The organism is Allobosea robiniae (genome assembly GCF_900102525.1).
GTDB classification, from domain to species: domain Bacteria; phylum Pseudomonadota; class Alphaproteobacteria; order Rhizobiales; family Beijerinckiaceae; genus Allobosea; species Allobosea robiniae.
Map to the genome: position 1 here is coordinate 683,633 of NZ_FNBZ01000001.1, position 17,904 is coordinate 701,536.

General features: G+C 67.9%; 14 protein-coding genes. 5 read left to right on the forward strand and 9 right to left on the reverse strand.

What is annotated here, in order from left to right; genetic code table 11:
• The first annotated feature begins 12 nt into the window (after positions 1–12).
• The gene (locus BLQ70_RS03125; RefSeq protein ID WP_091855763.1) at positions 13–6,255 is read left to right on the forward strand and encodes an apolipoprotein A-IV repeat region-like domain-containing protein; all 6,243 of its coding nucleotides are present in this window, start codon (positions 13–15) and stop codon (positions 6,253–6,255) included.
• 88 nt (positions 6,256–6,343) lie between these two features.
• Here BLQ70_RS03125 and BLQ70_RS03130 read toward each other — a convergent pair whose 3' ends face one another.
• The 5 genes from BLQ70_RS03130 to BLQ70_RS03150 all read right to left on the reverse strand — a co-directional run bounded on the left by BLQ70_RS03130 (position 6,344) and on the right by BLQ70_RS03150 (position 10,987).
• A complete protein-coding gene (locus tag BLQ70_RS03130) occupies positions 6,344–7,057 on the reverse strand; it encodes a DNA helicase (protein ID WP_091855764.1) in 714 nt (237 codons plus the stop codon).
• Positions 7,058–7,252: 195 nt separating this feature from the next.
• Positions 7,253–7,858: an ABC-type transport auxiliary lipoprotein family protein gene (locus tag BLQ70_RS03135; RefSeq protein WP_091855765.1), complete on the reverse strand. Its 606-nt coding sequence runs from the start codon at positions 7,856–7,858 to the stop codon at positions 7,253–7,255.
• Positions 7,859–7,862: 4 nt separating this feature from the next.
• Entirely contained in the window at positions 7,863–9,005 is a 1,143-nt protein-coding gene (locus BLQ70_RS03140) for an MlaD family protein (protein WP_091855766.1), read from the reverse strand.
• Between the two features lie 3 nt (positions 9,006–9,008).
• Positions 9,009–9,839, reverse strand: a complete 831-nt coding sequence (locus BLQ70_RS03145) for an ABC transporter ATP-binding protein (RefSeq protein WP_091855767.1) — start codon at positions 9,837–9,839, stop codon at positions 9,009–9,011.
• Positions 9,840–9,841: 2 nt separating this feature from the next.
• A complete protein-coding gene (locus tag BLQ70_RS03150; RefSeq protein ID WP_091855768.1) occupies positions 9,842–10,987 on the reverse strand; it encodes an ABC transporter permease in 1,146 nt (381 codons plus the stop codon).
• A 302-nt stretch (positions 10,988–11,289) separates the two neighbouring features.
• On the opposite strand from BLQ70_RS03150, the gene BLQ70_RS03155 reads away from it, so the two are divergent.
• Positions 11,290–12,147: a hypothetical protein gene (locus tag BLQ70_RS03155; protein ID WP_091855769.1), complete on the forward strand. Its 858-nt coding sequence runs from the start codon at positions 11,290–11,292 to the stop codon at positions 12,145–12,147.
• A gap of 17 nt (positions 12,148–12,164) precedes the next feature.
• On the opposite strand, the gene BLQ70_RS03160 is transcribed toward BLQ70_RS03155, so the two are convergent.
• The 3 genes from BLQ70_RS03160 to BLQ70_RS03170 are packed head-to-tail and all read right to left on the reverse strand — an operon-like array spanning position 12,165 to position 14,910.
• A complete protein-coding gene (locus tag BLQ70_RS03160; RefSeq protein ID WP_091856152.1) occupies positions 12,165–12,977 on the reverse strand; it encodes an ABC transporter permease in 813 nt (270 codons plus the stop codon).
• Positions 12,978–13,036: 59 nt separating this feature from the next.
• Positions 13,037–13,855, reverse strand: coding sequence for an ABC transporter ATP-binding protein (locus tag BLQ70_RS03165; protein WP_091855770.1), 819 nt, complete (start codon positions 13,853–13,855; stop codon positions 13,037–13,039).
• A 23-nt stretch (positions 13,856–13,878) separates the two neighbouring features.
• On the reverse strand, positions 13,879–14,910 hold the full coding sequence (locus BLQ70_RS03170) for an ABC transporter substrate-binding protein (protein ID WP_091855771.1): 1,032 nt from the start codon (positions 14,908–14,910) through the stop codon (positions 13,879–13,881).
• A gap of 148 nt (positions 14,911–15,058) precedes the next feature.
• Between BLQ70_RS03170 and BLQ70_RS03175 the strand changes: the two genes are divergently transcribed.
• Positions 15,059–15,859, forward strand: a complete 801-nt coding sequence (locus BLQ70_RS03175) for a creatininase family protein (RefSeq protein WP_091855772.1) — start codon at positions 15,059–15,061, stop codon at positions 15,857–15,859.
• Between the two features lie 3 nt (positions 15,860–15,862).
• Here BLQ70_RS03175 and soxR read toward each other — a convergent pair whose 3' ends face one another.
• Positions 15,863–16,318 carry a redox-sensitive transcriptional activator SoxR gene (soxR, locus tag BLQ70_RS03180; RefSeq protein WP_091855773.1) on the reverse strand — a complete coding sequence of 152 codons (456 nt, stop codon included), beginning with the start codon at positions 16,316–16,318 and terminating at the stop codon, positions 15,863–15,865.
• Positions 16,319–16,394: 76 nt separating this feature from the next.
• Between soxR and BLQ70_RS03185 the strand changes: the two genes are divergently transcribed.
• The gene (locus BLQ70_RS03185; protein WP_061964548.1) at positions 16,395–16,988 is read left to right on the forward strand and encodes an NADPH-dependent FMN reductase; all 594 of its coding nucleotides are present in this window, start codon (positions 16,395–16,397) and stop codon (positions 16,986–16,988) included.
• Between the two features lie 96 nt (positions 16,989–17,084).
• The gene (locus BLQ70_RS03190) at positions 17,085–17,849 is read left to right on the forward strand and encodes an MBL fold metallo-hydrolase (protein ID WP_061964549.1); all 765 of its coding nucleotides are present in this window, start codon (positions 17,085–17,087) and stop codon (positions 17,847–17,849) included.
• Positions 17,850–17,904: the final 55 nt, after the last annotated feature.

A 17,904-nucleotide genomic window follows, 5' to 3' on the forward strand; every position in this document is an offset into this window, starting at 1 on the left:
GAGGCGGCAACGATGAATCGACCCAAGAAGCTCCAGGACCCCACTGAAGCTGCGATGTCGGCGATCGAAGAGGCTCTTCGCCTTGACCAGTCCAAGGACGGCGCCGAGACGCCGGTCGAGACCGAGCCGCGCCTGCCCTCGACCAGCGAGAACGACCTGAAGCTCGAATTGCCGCGCGTCGAGCCGGCTCCGGCGTCGCCTCCGCCGGCCCTTGCCACTCCTCCCCAGCAGCCGGCGCAGCCGCGCGCCGCGATCGCGCCCGATACCAGCCGCGTCGCCAATGACGACCGCCGCGATTCCAGCTCGCTGGTCCAGGCCTTCGCCGTGCGCCCGTCGCGCAAGCCCTACTGGTTCGCCGCGCTGTCGTCGCTAGCCTGGCTGGGAGGCGCCGCCTTCGTCCTGCTCGGCCGCTACGGCTCGTTCAGCAACGGCCTGCCCGAGCCGGTCGCCAGCTTCGGCATCGGCGAATGGACGCTGCTCGCGCTCTCGATCGGCGCGCCGGTCGTGTTCTTCTTCGTCCTGGCGGCGCTCTATCGCCGCACCCAGGAAATGCGCCTGATCTCGCGCGCCATGACCGAGGTCGCGCTGCGCCTGGCCGAGCCCGAGGTCGCCGGCGCCGATTCCGTGCTGTCGCTGAGCCAGACCATCCGCCGCGAGGTCGCCGCCATGGGCGACGGCATCGAGCGCGCGGTTGCGCGCGCCGGCGAACTTGAAACCATCGTGCGCGGCGAAATTTCGACGCTGGAGCGCGCCTATGCCGATAACGAGATCCGACTGCGCTCGCTGATCGACGAGCTCGTCACCCAGCGCGAGGCCGTGGTCGGCAATGCCGAGCGCGTCAAGATCGCCATCAGCGGCGCCCATGACGGGCTCGCCAAGGACCTCGACAGCGCCAGCCGCGCCATCGCGGAAGCCGTCTCGCAGGCCGGCGACCGCGTCACCGGCTCGCTCGGCGCCAAGGGCGACCAGATCACCCAGGCGCTCGGCCGTGCCGGCGAAAAGATGATCGAGGAGATCAGCGGACGCAGCCACGACCTGGTCGAGCGCCTGCAGGTCACCTCCGGCGAGGTTTCCGAGCGACTGGCAGGAGCCAGCGACAATCTCTCGACCATGCTCGACGGCCGGGCCAAGGAAATCGCCGGTTCGCTGGAGCGCACCGGTGCCGTCCTCACCGAAGGCCTGACCACCGGCGCCCAGGACGTCACCCGCGCCATCAGCGAGACCGGCAACCAGGTCGCCGAAACGCTGACCGGCCGCGTCGAGACCGTCAACGAACTGCTCAAGAACACCGGCGAGACGCTCGCCCGCGACATCTCGGCGCGTGGCACGGAAGCGGCCGAGCGCTTCGAGGTCAGCAGCCGCAGCATGGTCGCGCTGATCGAGAGCCAGAGCGAGGCCCTGCAGGCGCGCCTGGCGGAATCCGGCGAGGCGCTGCGCAGCGCGCTTTCCGACGAGGGCGAGAGCGTCACCACCCGCCTCGCCGAGGTCGGGCGCGGGGTCAACAGCCTGCTCGTCCGCCAGAACGAAGCCATCGCCACCCGCCTGACCGAGGTCGGCGAGAGCGTCCACGGCCTGATCGGCACGCATGGCGACACGCTGGTCAGCCGCCTCAACGAGACCGCCCGCACCGTCGACGACGTGCTGCGCGAGCGCAGCGAGGCGATCATCCTGCGCGTCAACGATGCCAGCCAGTCCCTCAGCGAGTCTGTCGCGCAGCATGGCGACGCGCTCACCGGCCGCATCACCGACGTCGCGGGCCAGGTCAACGGGCTCTTCACCGACCAGGGCAGCAAGCTCGTCGACCGCCTGAACGAAACCGGCCAGACCGTCCATACCCTGCTCGACCAGCAGGCCGAGAAGCTGGTCGGCCGCGTCTCCAGCGCCGGCAGCGAGCTCGCCGATCTCGTCGGCCAGCAGAGCGACGGCGTCGTCGAGCGCGTCGCCGAAGCCGGCCGCAACCTCGCCAGCCTGATGGGCGAGCACAGCGATGCAACGGTCTCGCGCGTCTCCAATGCCGGCGCCGATGTCGCCAAGCTGTTGTCGGAGCGCAGCGAAGCTCTGGTTTCCAGCGTCTCGGGCGCCGTCAACACCGTCGAAACGCGCCTGCGCGACGAGAGCGAGCTGCTCGTCAGCCGCCTGACCCAGGCCGGCCAGGAGGTCGGCACCATCGTCGGCAACGAGAGCGAGCGCCTGATCACCGGCCTGTCCGAGACCGGCATGCGCGTCAGCGCCCTGCTCGACGAGCAGGCCGGCGCGATGACCGTCAAGGTTTCGCAGGCCGGGCTCGAGATCAAGGACCTGCTCGGCAACGAGAGCCAGGCCCTGGCCAGCCGCGTCGCCGATGTCGGCCGCTCGGTGCATGGCATCCTGTCGGAGCGCAGCAACGCCCTGATCTCCCGCCTGGCCGAGACCGGCGCCAGCATCGACCAGCAGCTGGACGAGCGCGGCGCCCATCTGGCCTCCCGCATCACCGGCAGCATCGAGGCGGCGCAGAACGCCCTCGAACAGCAGCAGACCGGCTTCCTCGCCAGCGTCAGCGACACGGCTGAGAAGGTCGGTTCCCTGCTCGGCGAGCAGCGCGAGACCATGGTGCGCGACCTCGTCAGCACCGGCCGCGAGGTCCACACCCTGCTCGGCGAGCAGAGCGAGGATCTGGCGCGCCGCATGACCGAGGCCACCCGCACGCTCACCGAGACGATCAATGTCGACGGCCGCCATGTCGCCGACCGCGTCACCGAGGCGACGCAGGGGCTGCGCGACACCTTCACCGTCCATGCCGAGGATGCGCGCACCCTGCTCGCCGGCACCGGCCGCGAGATCGTGCTGGCGCTGACCCAGCAGGGCGGGCGCGTGAACGAGGCGCTCTCGGCCAATGCCGAGTCGATGCTGCGTTCGGTCGAGGGCCGGGCCCAGGCGCTCAACGAGGCGCTGGCGCTGCGCCACGACGCGCTGACCAAGCTCTTCGACGAGCGGGGACATGAAATCGAAACCGCGCTCGGCGGACGCCTCTCGGCGTTTGCGGCGCTGTTCGACACGCAGGGCCGCGACGTCGAGAATGCGCTCGCCGCGCGTCTGGGTGCCTTCGAGGACCTGATCGTCGTCCAGGGCGGCACCCTGACCGCCAAGATCTCCGGCGATGCTCAGCAGCTCACCACCGCGCTGCATGCCGGAATCGCGCAGGTCGAGAAGCTGATCTCCGAGGATGGCGTCGCGCTGGCCGACAAGGCCGGGACGCGTGCTCTCGAGGCAGCCGAGCTGCTCGCCAGCCGCACCCGCGAGGCCGCGGACGCGATGGAGAGCCAGATCAAGCTGTTCGAGGATCGCTCCGGCGCCAAGAGCGCCGAGATCGCCGGCACGCTCGACAGCCTGATCGCGCGCATCGACGGCAGCCTCGGCTCGCGCGCCACCGCCCTCAACGAGGCGCTGGTCGAGCGCACGGTCGACATCGCCCGCGTGCTGGCCGAAGGCGGACGCGAGGTGACCAAGGCGCTCGCGGCCAAGGCCGACGAGATCGGCGAGGTCGTCACCTCCAAGAGCGAGTCGCTCACCCGCACGCTCAGCGACAAGGCCGATACGATCAACGCGACGCTGGGCGGCCGTGCCCTCCAGATCGCCGACACGCTCGACCAGAGCGTCGCGCGCTTCGAGGAGCGCGTCGTCAACCGGCTCGACACCGTCTCGCATACGCTCGACACGCGCGGCGACGAGATCGCCACCACGCTGCAGGGCCGCTCCGAGGCCATCGCCTCCGTGCTCGCCGAGCGCGCGCAGGAATTGCGCGCGCTGTTCGACGACCAGGGCGGCGGCATGGTCTCGGCGCTCGCCGGCCAGAGCGAGGCCATCGCGGCCGCGCTCACCGAGCGGGCCGAGCAGTTGCGCACCCTCTTCGACGATCGCGGACTCGGCATCGTCGCGGCGCTCGGCCGCCGTGGCGACGCCATCTCCGGCGCGCTCGACCAGCGTGCCGAGCAACTGCGCGCGATCTTCGAGGGCCAGGGCGCCGGCCTCGTCACGGCGCTGGAGCGCCAGGGTGCGGCCGTGGCCTCTTCGCTGGACGAACGGACGAGCGCCCTGCAAGCAGCTTTCGACGCCAGCGGCAGCGGCCTCGTCGCTGCCCTCGGCCGCCAGGGCGAGACGATCACGCAATCGCTCGACCAGCGCGTCGATGCTCTCCACGCAGTCTTCGACGCAAAGGGCAACGGCCTTGTCGCCGCTCTCGGAGAGCATGGTGCAACCTTCAGCCAGTCGATCGACGAGCGCATCGCGGCACTGCGCGCCGCCTTCGACGCCAAGGGTAACGGCCTGGTCGAGGCTCTCGGGCAGCAGGGCGCTGCCTTCACCCAGTCGGTCGACGAGCGTGTCGAGGCCCTGCGCGCCGCGTTCGACGCCAAGGGCAACGGCGCCGTCGAGGCGCTGAACGAGCGCGGCGAGGCCTTGGCCAACGAGTTCGCCACGGTCGGCGAGACGGTGGTGCGCGCACTCGAAAGCCGCGGCAACGCGCTTGTCGCCGGCCTGCGCGATCGCGGCGCCGCCATCGCCAACGCGGTCGAAGCCTCGTCCAACGCGCTGCGCGAAACGCTGGAATCCGGCTCGAAGCAATCGGTCGACGCGCTGGTCGGCACCAACGAGCAGCTGCGCGAGGAACTCGGCGGCATGCTCGGGCGTCTCGGCGAGGCCAACAAGCTGATGCAGCAGATCGTCAACGGCGCGAACAAGAACCTCGCCGCTGTCGAGAACAGCCTGTCGACCCGCGTCGGCGAATTGCAGACCGTCATCGGCACCGTGATGGCCGAGGCCGGCTCGGCCTCGCAGCAGGTCACGACGCAGATCGCCGAGCTGAAGAGCTTCTCGGAAGGCACGCTGCGGGAGACGACCGCGCTGATCGGCCAGCTCGACGATCGCGGCACCTCGCTCAACGAGGCGACCCAGGCCAGCAGCGCGGCGCTCAACGCCGTCGCCGGCCGGCTGGAGCAGATCGAGGGCCGCGTCGGCAAGGCGCTGTCCGAGCGTCGCGAGGCGCTGGAGCAGTTGCATGGGCTCATCGCCAACCGCACCGACGATGTCGAGGCGATCACCCGCTCCTTCGCCTCGCTGATCGACGACTCCCTCAACACAGCGGAATCGCGGGCCCGTCAGATCGGCACGGTCCTGTCCGACTCGGCGGAATCGACGACGAACGCGATCGCTCAACAGTTCGAGGCGATCCGTTCCGCCACCGGCCAGGAGCGCGAGCGCACAGCGGAGGCCCTGCGTGCGGCCTATGCCCAGGTCTCGACCGAGATCGGCGGCGAGATCGCCAAGGTGACCGAGCGCTTCCAGAAAGCGGCGCAGGACATGCGCGGGATCACCGGCGACATCCAGCGCGAGCTGGAGGCGACCCGCGCCGAACTGAAGCGCGGCGTGCTCGAACTGCCGGCGGAAGCCCAGGAATCGACCTCGGCCATGCGCCGGGTCGTGGCCGAGCAGATCAAGGCGCTGAACGATCTCACCGAGATCGTGACGCGCGCCGGCCGGCGCGGCGATGTCTCGCTGCCGATCGACCATGCTGCCAACCGGCGCTCGGCCGCGACTGCGGCTGTGACCGCCGCCGTTGCCGCCCCTGCCCCGGCAGCTCCGGCCCGACCTGCCCAGGTGCTCTCGCCCGTGACCCAGCCCGCCCCGGCCGCGGAGGAACCGCTGCTGCGGCCGTCCCTCGATGCCACGGCAAGCGAGCCCGAACAGCCCGCCGCGCCGCGCGGGAGCACGCGCGCCGAGCCGGCGCCTGCGCCAAGCCGCACGGCTCCGGTGCAGGAAGCGCCGCGCCGCCAGCCGGAGCCGGTTGCGCAGCCGCCCAAGGCGGGCTGGCTCTCCGATCTGCTCACTCGCGCCTCGCGCGAGGACAAGCAGCCGGAGCCGAGCAAGACGACGACGCATTCGATCGAGAAGCTCGATTCGCTCTCCGTCGATATCGCGCGGATGATCGACCATGATGCCGCGGTCGAGTTGTGGGACCGCTACAAGCGCGGCGAACGAAACGTCTTCACCCGCAGGCTCTACACGCTGCAGGGCCAGCAGACCTTCGACGAGATCCGCCGCAAGTATCGCCGCGATGCCGAGTTCAAGGATACGGTCGACCGCTATATCGACGAGTTCGAGCGCCTGCTCGGCGAAGCCGCCAAGGACGACCGCGACTCGATGGTGGCCAAGACCTACCTGACCTCGGAGACCGGCAAGGTCTACACGATGCTGGCCCATGCCAGCGGGCGCTTCGAGTAGGCGTCCGCTTCCCGATCGAAACGAGAAAGGCCGCCCGAGAGGGCGGCCTTTGCTTTTCAGGGGCGCGCCGAAAGCGCCGAACGGCCGCCTAAGCCGCTGCCTGGAAACGCGCTTCGCCCCGGTTCACGAAGCAGGTCTTGTCGAACAAGGCGAGGTCGAGCGGATTGGGCAATCGCACATCCGCGATCTCGGGAAACGGCTTGCCCGAGGCTTCATAGGCACGGTCGATCTGCGAGATGAAGACGAGGATCAGGCCCCTCTCCCGCGCGAAGGCCTTCAGCGCCTTCACCTGAAGCGCCAGCTCCGGTGTGTCGCGGCGCTGGTCGAGTAGTTGCAGATAATCGATCACCGCCACCGTGCCGCGCGGCGCGTTGCCGAGGGCCGCGACGATATAGTCCGCGCTGATCGCATCGGAGCAATCGCAGTCGAACAGATCCGCGAACTCACGCGGCTCGATGTTGATCGCGCGCAAACGGGCCAGCACGTCAGCCGGCGTGTATTCGAGGGTGAGGAAGATGCCCCGGCGCCCTGCCCGCATCGCTTCCGCCAGCAGGGCAAGGCTCGCCAGCGTCTTGCCTTGCCCAGGCCGCCCCGCCATCAGGACGAGATCGCCCGGTTCCAGCAGAGGCCACAGCGCGCGGACGGATGTCATCCCGGGCTGCTTCGCCGTGAGCAGGCTCCAGCTGCGATAGCCTTCCTGAGCCGCGATGCGATCAAGCGCGACGTGGAGCGGGATGCGTTCTGCGCGGCTCTGCAGCTTGGCCTTGCGCTTCAACTCATGGATCGGGGCCGACAAATTCATGACGTGAACCTCCTATCGCGAGCAGCTGGCGCAATCCCTCCTCATGCGTGATGCCCGGACAGTCGGTCAGGTCGTCGGAAATGCCCCGCATGATGATGCTGCCCCGGCTGGAGGGGGGAGGCTCGGGCGGAGCCGGAATCAGAGCCTAGCGCAGAGGCGCAGTGAAGGAAATCGCGGCCTGCCGGCGAGGCGCGCTCAGCGCGCCCAGCGCACGATCTCGACCAGCACCTGCGACAGCGCCCGGTCGAGCGCCTGGGTCGCACCCGGCCCGTCGACCGCGCCGGCCGGCACCCGCGCTGCGAACAGCCGCGCCCGCTGGATCTGCCCCGTGCGGTCGCCGACGATCCGGGCGGTGATTTCGACGACAGCCGTTCCCGTTGCAGCGTCGATGTTGAAGCTGCGGATATTGGTGTTGAGCTGGACATCGGGCGAGATGCGCTGGCCGGGACCTGAGACCGACCCGACCCGGCCGGCATTCTCGAAGGTCTGGATCAGGCGGGCCTGTACCAGCGCCGGAACCCGGTCCGCCCATTGCGCGCCGCCGACGAAGGAGAGCGCACCGCTCGAATCCTTGACGATGACGCGGTCGGAATCGAGCGCCTGGACCGCCGTCGGCTCGGCCACGACCATCGCGCCCCGCGAGCCGCCGACCTTGCCGAAGCCTCCGGGCGCCGAGAGGTCGAAGGTGGTCGGGGTCGCCCCGCCGCCGCAGCCGGCAAGGAGCGCGGCCGCAGCCAGGGCCAGGGCCGGGAGGAAGCGGCGAGTCCGGCGGGCCGGAGGATGCTGAACCTCGGTCGTCATGGGGCTAGCGGGATCCGTTGTATTGGGGGAGCGGCGGCTTGCCACCGAAAATGAACTGCTGCGGGTTGCGTTCGAAATTCCGCAAGGTGCGGTTGAGTTCCGTCAGGGTCTTCTTGCCGTCGGCAGCCAGCGACTCGACATCGCGCAGGCCCGGCCCGGTGAAGCGGCTGATGCCGGCCGTGATCTCGGCCGTGCGCTTGTCGAGGTTATCAGCCAGCGTCCGGATCGACTTGGCGGCATCCGCGACCTCCTGGAAGGCGCTGCGACCATCGGGACCAGATCCGGATTCGAGGAAACCCTTCGCCGCCTGCAGCACGCCCTCGACCTGATCGGCCGCCTTGTCGAGCTTGGCCGAGATCGAGGCCGCGTCCTTGACCACCTTCGCGACGTCAGCGCTGGAGCCGCCGAGCGCGCCGGTGAACTTGTCGACATTCGCGATGATGCTGCTGACCTTCTCGCGATCGACCGAGCGGACCACGGCGGTCAGCTCCTCGCTCAGCGATTGCAGCTTCTGCGAAAGCGGCTGGATCGTCTCGGCGATGTTGCCGAAGCCGGCCATCAGCTTGTCGAGACCCTCGGCGTTGTTGCCGAGCGCCTGCGAGAACTTCTCGACATTGCGGACGGTGTTGTTGATCGGCGTGGCGTTCTGCTTGATCAACCCGTCGAGCGACGTGAGCATCCCATCGGCCCTCTGCGCGACGTTGCGGACCGTCTCGATGATATCCTGCAGTTCGGAGCGCTCGGCGATGATCGTCGGCATCGGCTCGCCGGGCTTGGCGATCAGCACCGGCGCAGATGGATCGCCGCCGATAAGCTGCAGTGCGACCACGCCGGCCAGGCCTTGCGCCTCAATGCGCGCGCGCGTGTCATCGCGCAGCGGCGTCGTGCTGGCGACCTGGATCACCGCGTAGATGCGGCGCGGATCGTCCGGCTGAAGCTCGATATTGGTGACTTCGCCGACCCTCAAGCCGTTGAACAGCACGCTCGACCCACGGCCCAGCCCCGTCACCGTGCCGGTGAAGATGACGCGGACATTTTCCTTGCGCCCGGTTCCGCCGCTGTTGAACCAGTAGACGAAGCCGAAAGCCGCCGCGAGGACCGCGAGCGTGAACAGACCGACGAGTGCGTAGTTGGCGCGCGATTCCATCGTCTAGCTGCTTTGTCCCTGCTCTCCCGCCGGCAGCCTGGCCATGGCGCGCTCCCCGCCGAAATAGGCCTTCAACCATGGATGATCGGACGCCAGCATCGTCGCCAGCGTGCCGACCGCGATCACCTTCTTGTCCGCCAGAGCGGCGATTCGGTCGCAGGCATGATACAGGCTGTCGAGATCGTGGGTTACCATGAAGACGGTCAGCCCCAGCGTCTGCTTCAAGGTCATGATGAGGTCGTCGAATTCGGCGGCGCCGATCGGGTCCAGCCCCGATGTCGGCTCGTCCAGGAAGACGATCTCGGGATCGAGCGCCAGCGCGCGGGCGAGCGCCGCCCGCTTGATCATGCCGCCCGAGAGCTCTGAGGGTGCCTTGTCGGCGGCGTCCCGCGGCAGGCCGACGAGATCGAGCTTCACCATCGCCAGCTCGTCGAGCAGATCGGGCGAAAGGTGAAGGTATTCCCGCATCGGCACCTGGATGTTCTGCTTGACCGTCAGGGCCGAGAACAGCGCGCCCTGCTGGAACATCACGCCGAAGCGCCGCTCGAGCACGCGGCGCTGCTGCAGGTTGAGATCGTCGACATCCTCGCCGAAGACCTCGATCGTCCCGCGTCGCTTGCGCACGAGGCCGAGGATCGTGCGCGTCAGCACCGACTTGCCCTGCCCGGAGCCTCCGACGAAGCCGAGGATCTCGCCGCGCAGCACGTCGAGATCGAGCCCGTCCATGATGACCTTGTCACCAAAGGCGACCTTGAGATCGCGGACGCGAATGACGGTCTCGGGCTCGCCGGGCGCCTGAATCCGATCGGGGGGCGGCGTGGTTTGTTGCACCATCGTCAGAACTCGATCGAGGCGAAGAACATGGCGAAGAGCCCGTCGACGACGATGACCATGAAGATCGCCTTGACCACCGAAGCCGTGACCTGACGGCCGAGCGATTCCGCCGAGCCCTTGACCGCGAGCCCTTCGATCGAGGCGATCAATCCGATGACGAAAGCCATGAAGGGCGCCTTGATCAGGCCGACGGCGAAATGCTTCCAGGTGATGACCGATTGCAGCCGGGCGAGGAAGGTATCGACGCCGATGCCGCCATAGAGCCAGGCCACCAGCCCGGCGCCGACCAGTCCCGCCATCGCCGAGATGAAGGTCAGGATCGGCAGCGAGATGATCAGCGCGAGGATGCGCGGCACGATCAGCACCTCGATCGGGTCGAGGCCCATCACGCGCAAGGCATCGATCTCCTCACGCATCTTCATCGAGCCGATCTCGGCGGTGAAGGCCGAGCCCGAACGCCCCGCGATCATGATCGAGGTCAACAGCACCGCGAGTTCGCGCAGGATCAGGATGCCGGTCAGGTTCACGACGAAGGCGGAGGCGCCGAATTGCTGGAGCTGGAAGATGCCCTGCTGCGCGACAATGCAGCCGACGAGGAACGAGATCAGCATGATGATCGGCGCGCCGTTGAAGGCGATCAGCTCGATCTGGTTGACCAGCGATGGCCCCCGGAACTTGCGCGGGCCGAGGACGACGCTGGCCGAACCGACCACGACCTCGCCGAGGAACATGGCACCGCCCACCATGTCGCGGCCGAAGCGCACCACCCCCTCGCCGATATCGACGAGGACATCGACGATCCTGAAATGCCGATGCGGCTTCGGAGGGTCGTCATCATGGACCTGGACCTCGGACAGGAGGATACCGTGCTCGGGCCTGCTGCTGACGAGCTCGACCGCTGCGCCGTCCCTCTCCTGCCGTGCCTTCAGGCGATTGAGGACATAGGCGCCGAGCGTGTCGAGCCGCGTCACCTCCGACAGGTCGATGCGGGCTCCGGGCGTTTCGTTCAGGCGCTCGGTGATCTCGCCGACCAGCTCTTCGATGCGGGGCCCGCGGTCGGCGCTCCACGAGCCCGAGAGCGCCACCGCGAGCGTGCCCGCATCATCGCGGAAGGTCGCCTGCGGTTCGGCGGTATCGAGGCTCGCCATGTCGCCGTGAGGTCCTTGTCCCTGGCCAAAACAGCCTCGTGCGACCGCGCGTCGCCGGCCGCACCATCCTCCACCCCATGCCCTGTATTGCCGTGCCGCGCCCACTTGGCAAGCATCGGGCATTCCAGCAGCTTCCGCTCCGTTGCCGAAGCCCCGGAGGCAGGCGAACCGGCCGCTTCGCCGGCGGTTTGTTCCAGATCGGGGCGCAGGCAGCAATTCCTTAAGAAATCGCAAGGCAGGCTCGGGCCATCCCGTCACGACCGCCTTGCTGATTCGGCCGGTCCTTCGAAGGCAGATTCGTCATGGGCGACGCGCGCTCGCTGACACCATTGACCGAGGCGGATTACGAGGCGATCGAAGCTGCGGTCATGGAGACGGCGCGTGGCCGCTGGTTCATGGTCGAATATGCCAAGCGCAACCGGCAGGCGGATACGCTGCAACTGCTCGGCGCGATCCAGCGGATCGAACGGGTCGTCGGGCTCGGCGTGCAGGAGACGAGCCGGGAGACCAACCTGATCGAGGCGGCCGCGCTGATCAGCGACCTGCGCACCGATCTCGAACGCATCAGCGGCAAGGCCGAGGCCCGCTCATCCGGGCTCGCCGCCCAGATCGAGAAGGCTGCCGGCTCGGTGCTCGCCGCGACCGAGAGTATCCAGGAGGCCGCCTGGGGCCTGCGCGAGACCGGAGCGGACGACGAGGCCTGTGACGCGCTCGACCGCCGCGCCGCCGAAATCTCGACGGCGATCGGCATCGTCGACAGCGTGGTCCAGCGCATCGACAAGATCGCCGACACCATCGCCATGCTGGATTCGAGCCTGCGGGCCTTCGGTGAAGCCGCGCGCGAGAGCAGCGTGAGCTTCGAGGCGATGGCTGCCACCGCGGAAGCGATGACCGTGCCGGCTCCCTCCTCCGCGCCGCGCCATTATGAGGATATCGACGTCGCAACCGGAGGCCGCGAGCCGGTCCCACTGGAGTTCACCGGCCGGATGGCGGCCGAAGCGCGTTTCGCCACCGTTCCGTTGCTCGACGACGATATCGTCTTCAGCGATCCGGCCGATACACAACCGGCTCCTGCACGCCTGACGGCGAGTCCCTCGGAAACCACCCTGCGCGAGATCGACGCTCTGCCGGCCGATCGCAAGCTCGCCTATTTCGTCTAGCGGGCCACCGGCAGCGCTCAATTCTCGCGCCGGATCGCGCTTTCGTGCCAGCGATGCAGCAGCAGGTGCGATATCAGGCTCGTGGCCAGGAAGATCGCGACGCCCGAGAGCGAGATCATCACCAGTGCCGCGAAGACACGGGGAATCTTGAGCTGATAGCCCGCCTCCAGGATGCGATAGGCCAGCCCCGAAGCGCTGCCGCCGGTGCCGGCGACGAACTCCGCGACCACCGCGCCGATCAGCGCGAGGCCGCCTGATACCTTCAACCCCGCCAGAAAGTACGGCAGCGCCGCCGGCAGCTTGAGATAGCGCATCGTCTGCCAGCGTGAGGCGCCGTAGAGCTCGAACAGGTTGACCAGATTGTGGTCGGCCGAATTCAGTCCGAGGATGGTGTTCGACAGGATCGGGAAGAAGGCGACGATCCAGGCGCAGATCAGCAGCGACAGGTCGATATCGTTGGCCCAGATGATGATCAGCGGCGCAATGGCGACGATCGGCGTGACCTGCAGGATGACGGCATAAGGGAGCAGCGCCATTTCCAGCCATTTCGACTGGCTGAACAGCACGGCGAGCGTCACGCCGACGACGACCGCCGCGGCGAGCGCCATGAAGGTGATCTTCAGCGTGACCCAGAGCGAGCCGGAGAGCGTGCCCCAGTCCGCGACCAGCGTCTGGCCGACCAGGATCGGCCCCGGCAGGACATAGTGCGGAATCTCGTTCCAGCGGACCGCGAACTCCCAGAGCGCCAGCACGATCACGCCGATGACCAAAGGCGCCAGGATGCGCGGCCAGACGCTGACCGGCAGACCGAGGATGCGGGCCTCTGCCATAGCGATGGGCAGCGCGTGCGCATCCGTGCCACCGGACCTCGGCGTTTCGACGGGCACGCTCATTGGCCGATCGCCTCTTTCAGCTTGGTGGAGGCGACGCGGCAGAGATGGGCGTATTCGCCGGAGGTCCGGAACAGGTCGTCGCGGGGATAGGCAGCATCGACCGAAAGGTCGGCCATGACCCGGCCGGGCCGGGCCGCCATCACCACGATACGCTGCGAGAGATAGACGGATTCGAAGACCGAATGCGTGACGAAGACGGCCGTGAAGCGCTCGTGCTCCCACAAAGCCAGCAGGTCGTCGTTGAGGCGATGGCGGGTGATCTCGTCGAGAGCTGCGAAGGGCTCGTCCATCAGCAGGATCTTCGGCCGCATCACCAGCGCGCGGGCGATCGAAACGCGCATCTTCATGCCACCCGAGAGCTCGCGGGGATAGGATTTCTCGAAGCCCTTGAGCCCCACCAGCGCCAGCATCTCGGCGGCGCGCGCCTCGGCCTCGGCGCGGGCGACGCCCTTCAGCTTGAGCGGCAGCATGACGTTGGCCAGCGCGCTGGCCCAGGGCATCAACGTCGGGTCCTGAAAGACGAAGCCGAGATCGCGTCCGCCATGGCCGGCGTTCCCTTGCGCCTCGCCGGTCTCGCCCGGCCAGGTGATCGTGCCGGAACTAGGCGCGCCCAGCCCTGCGATCATGCGCAGCAGCGTCGACTTTCCGCAGCCGGAAGGGCCGAGCAGGCTGATGAACTGCCCTGCCCCCAGTTCGAGATCGACGTCGCGAACGGCAAGCGTGCCGTTCGCGAATTGCTTGGAGACATGCCGGACCGCCACCAGCGGAGTGCTCGCGGCGGGTTGCGGCTTCGTCTCGTCCATCGTCGCAGTCATCTTTTCAGCAGCGCTCGTCCGGCTCAGCCCTTGCCGGTGCCCTTGTTGACGAAGTCGAGGCTATAGGCCTTCTTCACGTCGACGCCGGCCGGAACCACGCCGGCCTCGCTCATCGTCTTGTAGAAGCTCGCCCAGCGCGCATCGGTCATCGCGCCGATCCCGAGCGTCTTGGCGTCGCCGGAGACGACGATGCCGCGCTCGTTCATCACCTTGAGCGCGTAATCGATCTTCTCCTGATCCATGTCGGGATTGTCCTTCAGGATCCGGGCATTGGCGGCTTCGTTACCGGGGCCGCCCTTCATGTACTCGGCCCAGCCCTCCAGCGTCGCGTCGGTGAAGCGCTGCACTACGTCCTTCTTCTCCTGCACCATCTTCCGGGAAAGCGTGATCGTGGTGTTGTAGTTCTCGAAGCCGGCATCGGCGAGGAGATGCACCACCGGATCGACGCCCGCCTTGCGGATGACGAAGGGCTCGGAGGAGAGGAAGCCCTGCTGCGTCAGCTTCTTGTCGGCCAGGAACGGCGCCATGTTGAAGGTGTAGGGGCGGATCTGCTCGTCCTGGAAACCGAATTTCAGCTTCAGGAAGGGCCAGAAGCCGACGCGGGCCTGCGCCGCGATCAGGATCGGCTTGCCCTTGAGATCGGCGAGCGTGTCGTTGCCCTGGCCGGGATGCGAGATCAGGACCTGCGGGTCCTTCTGGAAGATCGAGGCGATGCAGAGGAAGGGCAGGTTCTCATGCGCGAAGCTGAGAGCCTCCAGCGAGTTGCCCATGATCATGTCGACGCGGCCGCCGAGCAGGAGCTGGGTCGGGTTCTGCTGCGGGCCGCCGGGGCGGATCTCCACGTCGAGCCCGTATTTCTTGTAGATGCCGTTGGTGGCGGCGAGATAGAAGCCGCCATGCTCGGTCTGGGCGCGCCAATTGGTCTGGTAGCTGACCTTGTCGAGCGTCTGCGCGTTGACGCGCGCGCCCGGAACGGGGATCAGCAGGGACGCGGTGGAGCCGCCGATCAGCCCGAGCGCGGCGCGCCGGTTCACGCGATATTTCATCGTCGTCATCTCGCTCTCTCCCCTCACGCTGCGGCCGGCCCGGCCACTGGCCCGTCTCCTTATCCCATGCGATAGGACGACGGGACAATGCAACGCCGTGCCGCCAGGTTTCTGCACAGAAACAAGGCGATCGCATCGGCTCCTGACAGGCCTGATCATGACCGCACGTTTCTGGGGCGACCTGAAGAGCTCCGACTTCGCCACGCTTTCGCCTGACCGCACCGTCGCGGTGCTGCCGCTGGCGGCGATCGAGCAGCACGGCCCGCATCTGCCGGTCTCGGTCGACACCACCGTGATGAACGGGATGCTGGCGGAGGCGATGCCGCTGGTGCCTGATGATCTCGACGTGCTCGTGCTGCCAACGCAGGCCGTCTGCAAGTCGAACGAGCATCTGCATTCGCCGGGGACCCTGACGATCGGCTGGGAAAGCGCCGTCCGCTCCTGGATCGAGATCGGCGAGAGCGTGAAGCGGGCGGGCCTGCGCAAGCTCGTGCTGATCACCTCCCATGGCGGCAATGTCGACCCGATGAAGATCGCGGCGCGGGAACTGCGCGTCGACCACGGCATGCTCGCCGTCTGCACGGCCTGGATGTCCTTCGGCCTGCCGGACGGGCTCTATGGCGAACTCGACATCCGCCACGGCATCCATGCCGGCGATGTCGAGACCTCGCTGATGCTGCATTTCCGGCCGGACCTCGTCGACATGAGCCGGGCTGCGCTGTTCAAGCCCCATACGGTGACGATGGCCGAGGATGGCTATACCCATCTGCGCCCGACCGGCCCGCATGCCTTCGCCTGGATGGCGCAGGACGTGAACCGCGCGGGCGCGGCCGGCGATGCCAGCCTCGCGACCGCAGCGAAAGGCAAGGCGACGGCTGCGCTGCAGGCGAAGGGCTTCGCCCAGTTGATGGCGGATGTCGCGCGGATGCCGCTCGACACGCTCTACAAGGCGGGCTGAGCCTCACTCCGGATCGAGGAGGCGCGGCCCCGGCCCCTCCTCGGCCAGGCGATCGAACGGATTGTGCAGCGGGCAATCCCGCACCGAGAGACAGCCGCAGCCGATACAGCCGTTGAGCTGATCGCGCAGCTGCGTCAGGCGGTCGATGCGGCGTTCCAGCTCCTGCTTCCAGGCCGACGAGAGCCGCGTCCAGTCGGCGACGGTCGGCGTGCGCTCCTGCGGCAGCGCCTTGAAGGCCTCGCGGATGGTCTTCAGCGGAATGCCGGCGCGCTGCGCCACCTTGATGATCGCGACCCGGCGCAGCACCTCGCGGGCATAGCGACGTTGATTCCCTTGCGTGCGGTGGCTGCGGATCAACCCCTCCGCCTCGTAGAAATGCAATGCCGAGACAGCGAGGCCGCTGCGGCGCGCGACATCGCCGACGCTGAGCTCGCCCGGCAAACGCGCCTGCTGGGACATCGGAAACGCCTCTTGACCTTAACCTTACTTGAGGTTCTATAAGCCCCGCTCCCGTGATGCAAACCGGAGCGTTTCCATGCACCAGAAGGTCGATACGCGGATCAGGCTCGCCCTGATCTATGGCAGCAGCCGCGAAGGCCGCTTCTGCGACAAGGTCGCCGGCTGGGCGATCTCCCAGATCGCGGGCGACGGTCCGTTCGACCTCGCGGTCGTCGACCCTGGCGAGATCGACCTGCCCCCGCGCCATGTCAGCGGCAAGCACCCAGCGCTTGAAGAGCTCAGGAGCATCATCGGCTGGGCCGACGGCTTCGTCGTGGTGACGCCCGAGTACAACCGCGGCTATCCGGCGATCCTGAAGTTCCTGATCGACGCCGTCGGGCCGGAATGGCGCGGCAAGCCGGTCGGCTTCGTCTCCTATGGCGGGATCTCGGGGGGCCTGCGCGCCGTCGAGCAATTGCGCCTCGTCTTCGGGGAATTGCATGCCGCGCCGATCCGCGACGGCGTCGCCTTCGCGGATGTCTGGAGTCGCTTCGACGCGGAGGGCGCCTTGCGCGATGCCGACCGGGCCGAACAGGCGATGGCGACGATGCTGGCGCAGCTCCACTGGTGGGCAAGCGCATTGCGCAAGGCGCGCGAAAGCGTGCCCTACGGCCAGTTCGCCGCGGCTTGATACGTCACGCGAACGTGGAAAGAGCTTCACAAATCCGAACTGGTCTCACCGTGGCGGGATGCGGAACAATGCCTGCCCCTGGGACGAGGAACGGATATGAAGCTCAAACTTCTCCGCAACGCGACGCTGAAACTCGATTTCGGCGGCAGGACCTTCCTGATCGACCCCGATTTCGGGCCGCGGCACAGCCGCCGCTCCTTCACCGGGCGGTCGCAGAACCCGATGGTCGACCTGCCCGAACCGATCGAGGATATCATCGCCGGCGTCGACACCGTGATCGTCTCGCATCTCCATGCCGACCATTTCGACGAGGTCGCCAAGGAGCGCATCCCGAAGAACCTGCCGATCATCTGCCGGCCCGGCGACGAGGCGGCGATCGCGCAGGCGGGCTTCTCCTCGATCACGGCGGTCGACTGCTATGTCAGGCTGGGACCGATCATCCTGAAGCGGCATGCGGCTCAGCACGGCACCGGCTCGGTCGTCGAGAAGATGGGGCCGGTGATGGGCCTGAGCTTCGAGGCGCCGGGCGAGCCGACGCTCTACTGGTGCGGCGACAGCGTGCTCTATCCGCCGCTGCGCGACGCCGCCACGGCGACTGGCCCCGACGTGATCGTCAGTCATTCCTGCGGGGCGATGTGGGACAACACGCTCATCGTGATGGATGACGAGCAGACGCTCGACCTCGCCGAGGCCTTCCCGCTCGCGACGATCATCGCGACGCATATGGAGGCGCTCGACCACGCCACCGTCAGCCGCGCCGCCTTGCGCAAGGCGGCGAAGGCACGCGGCGTCGACACGCGACGCCTGCGCATCCCCGCCGATGGCGAGACGATCGAACTCGGCGTGCCGGCGCTGGTGTGAGTCGTTTCAGCTAGACGTCATGCTCGGGCCTGACCCGAACATGACGTGGCAAGGG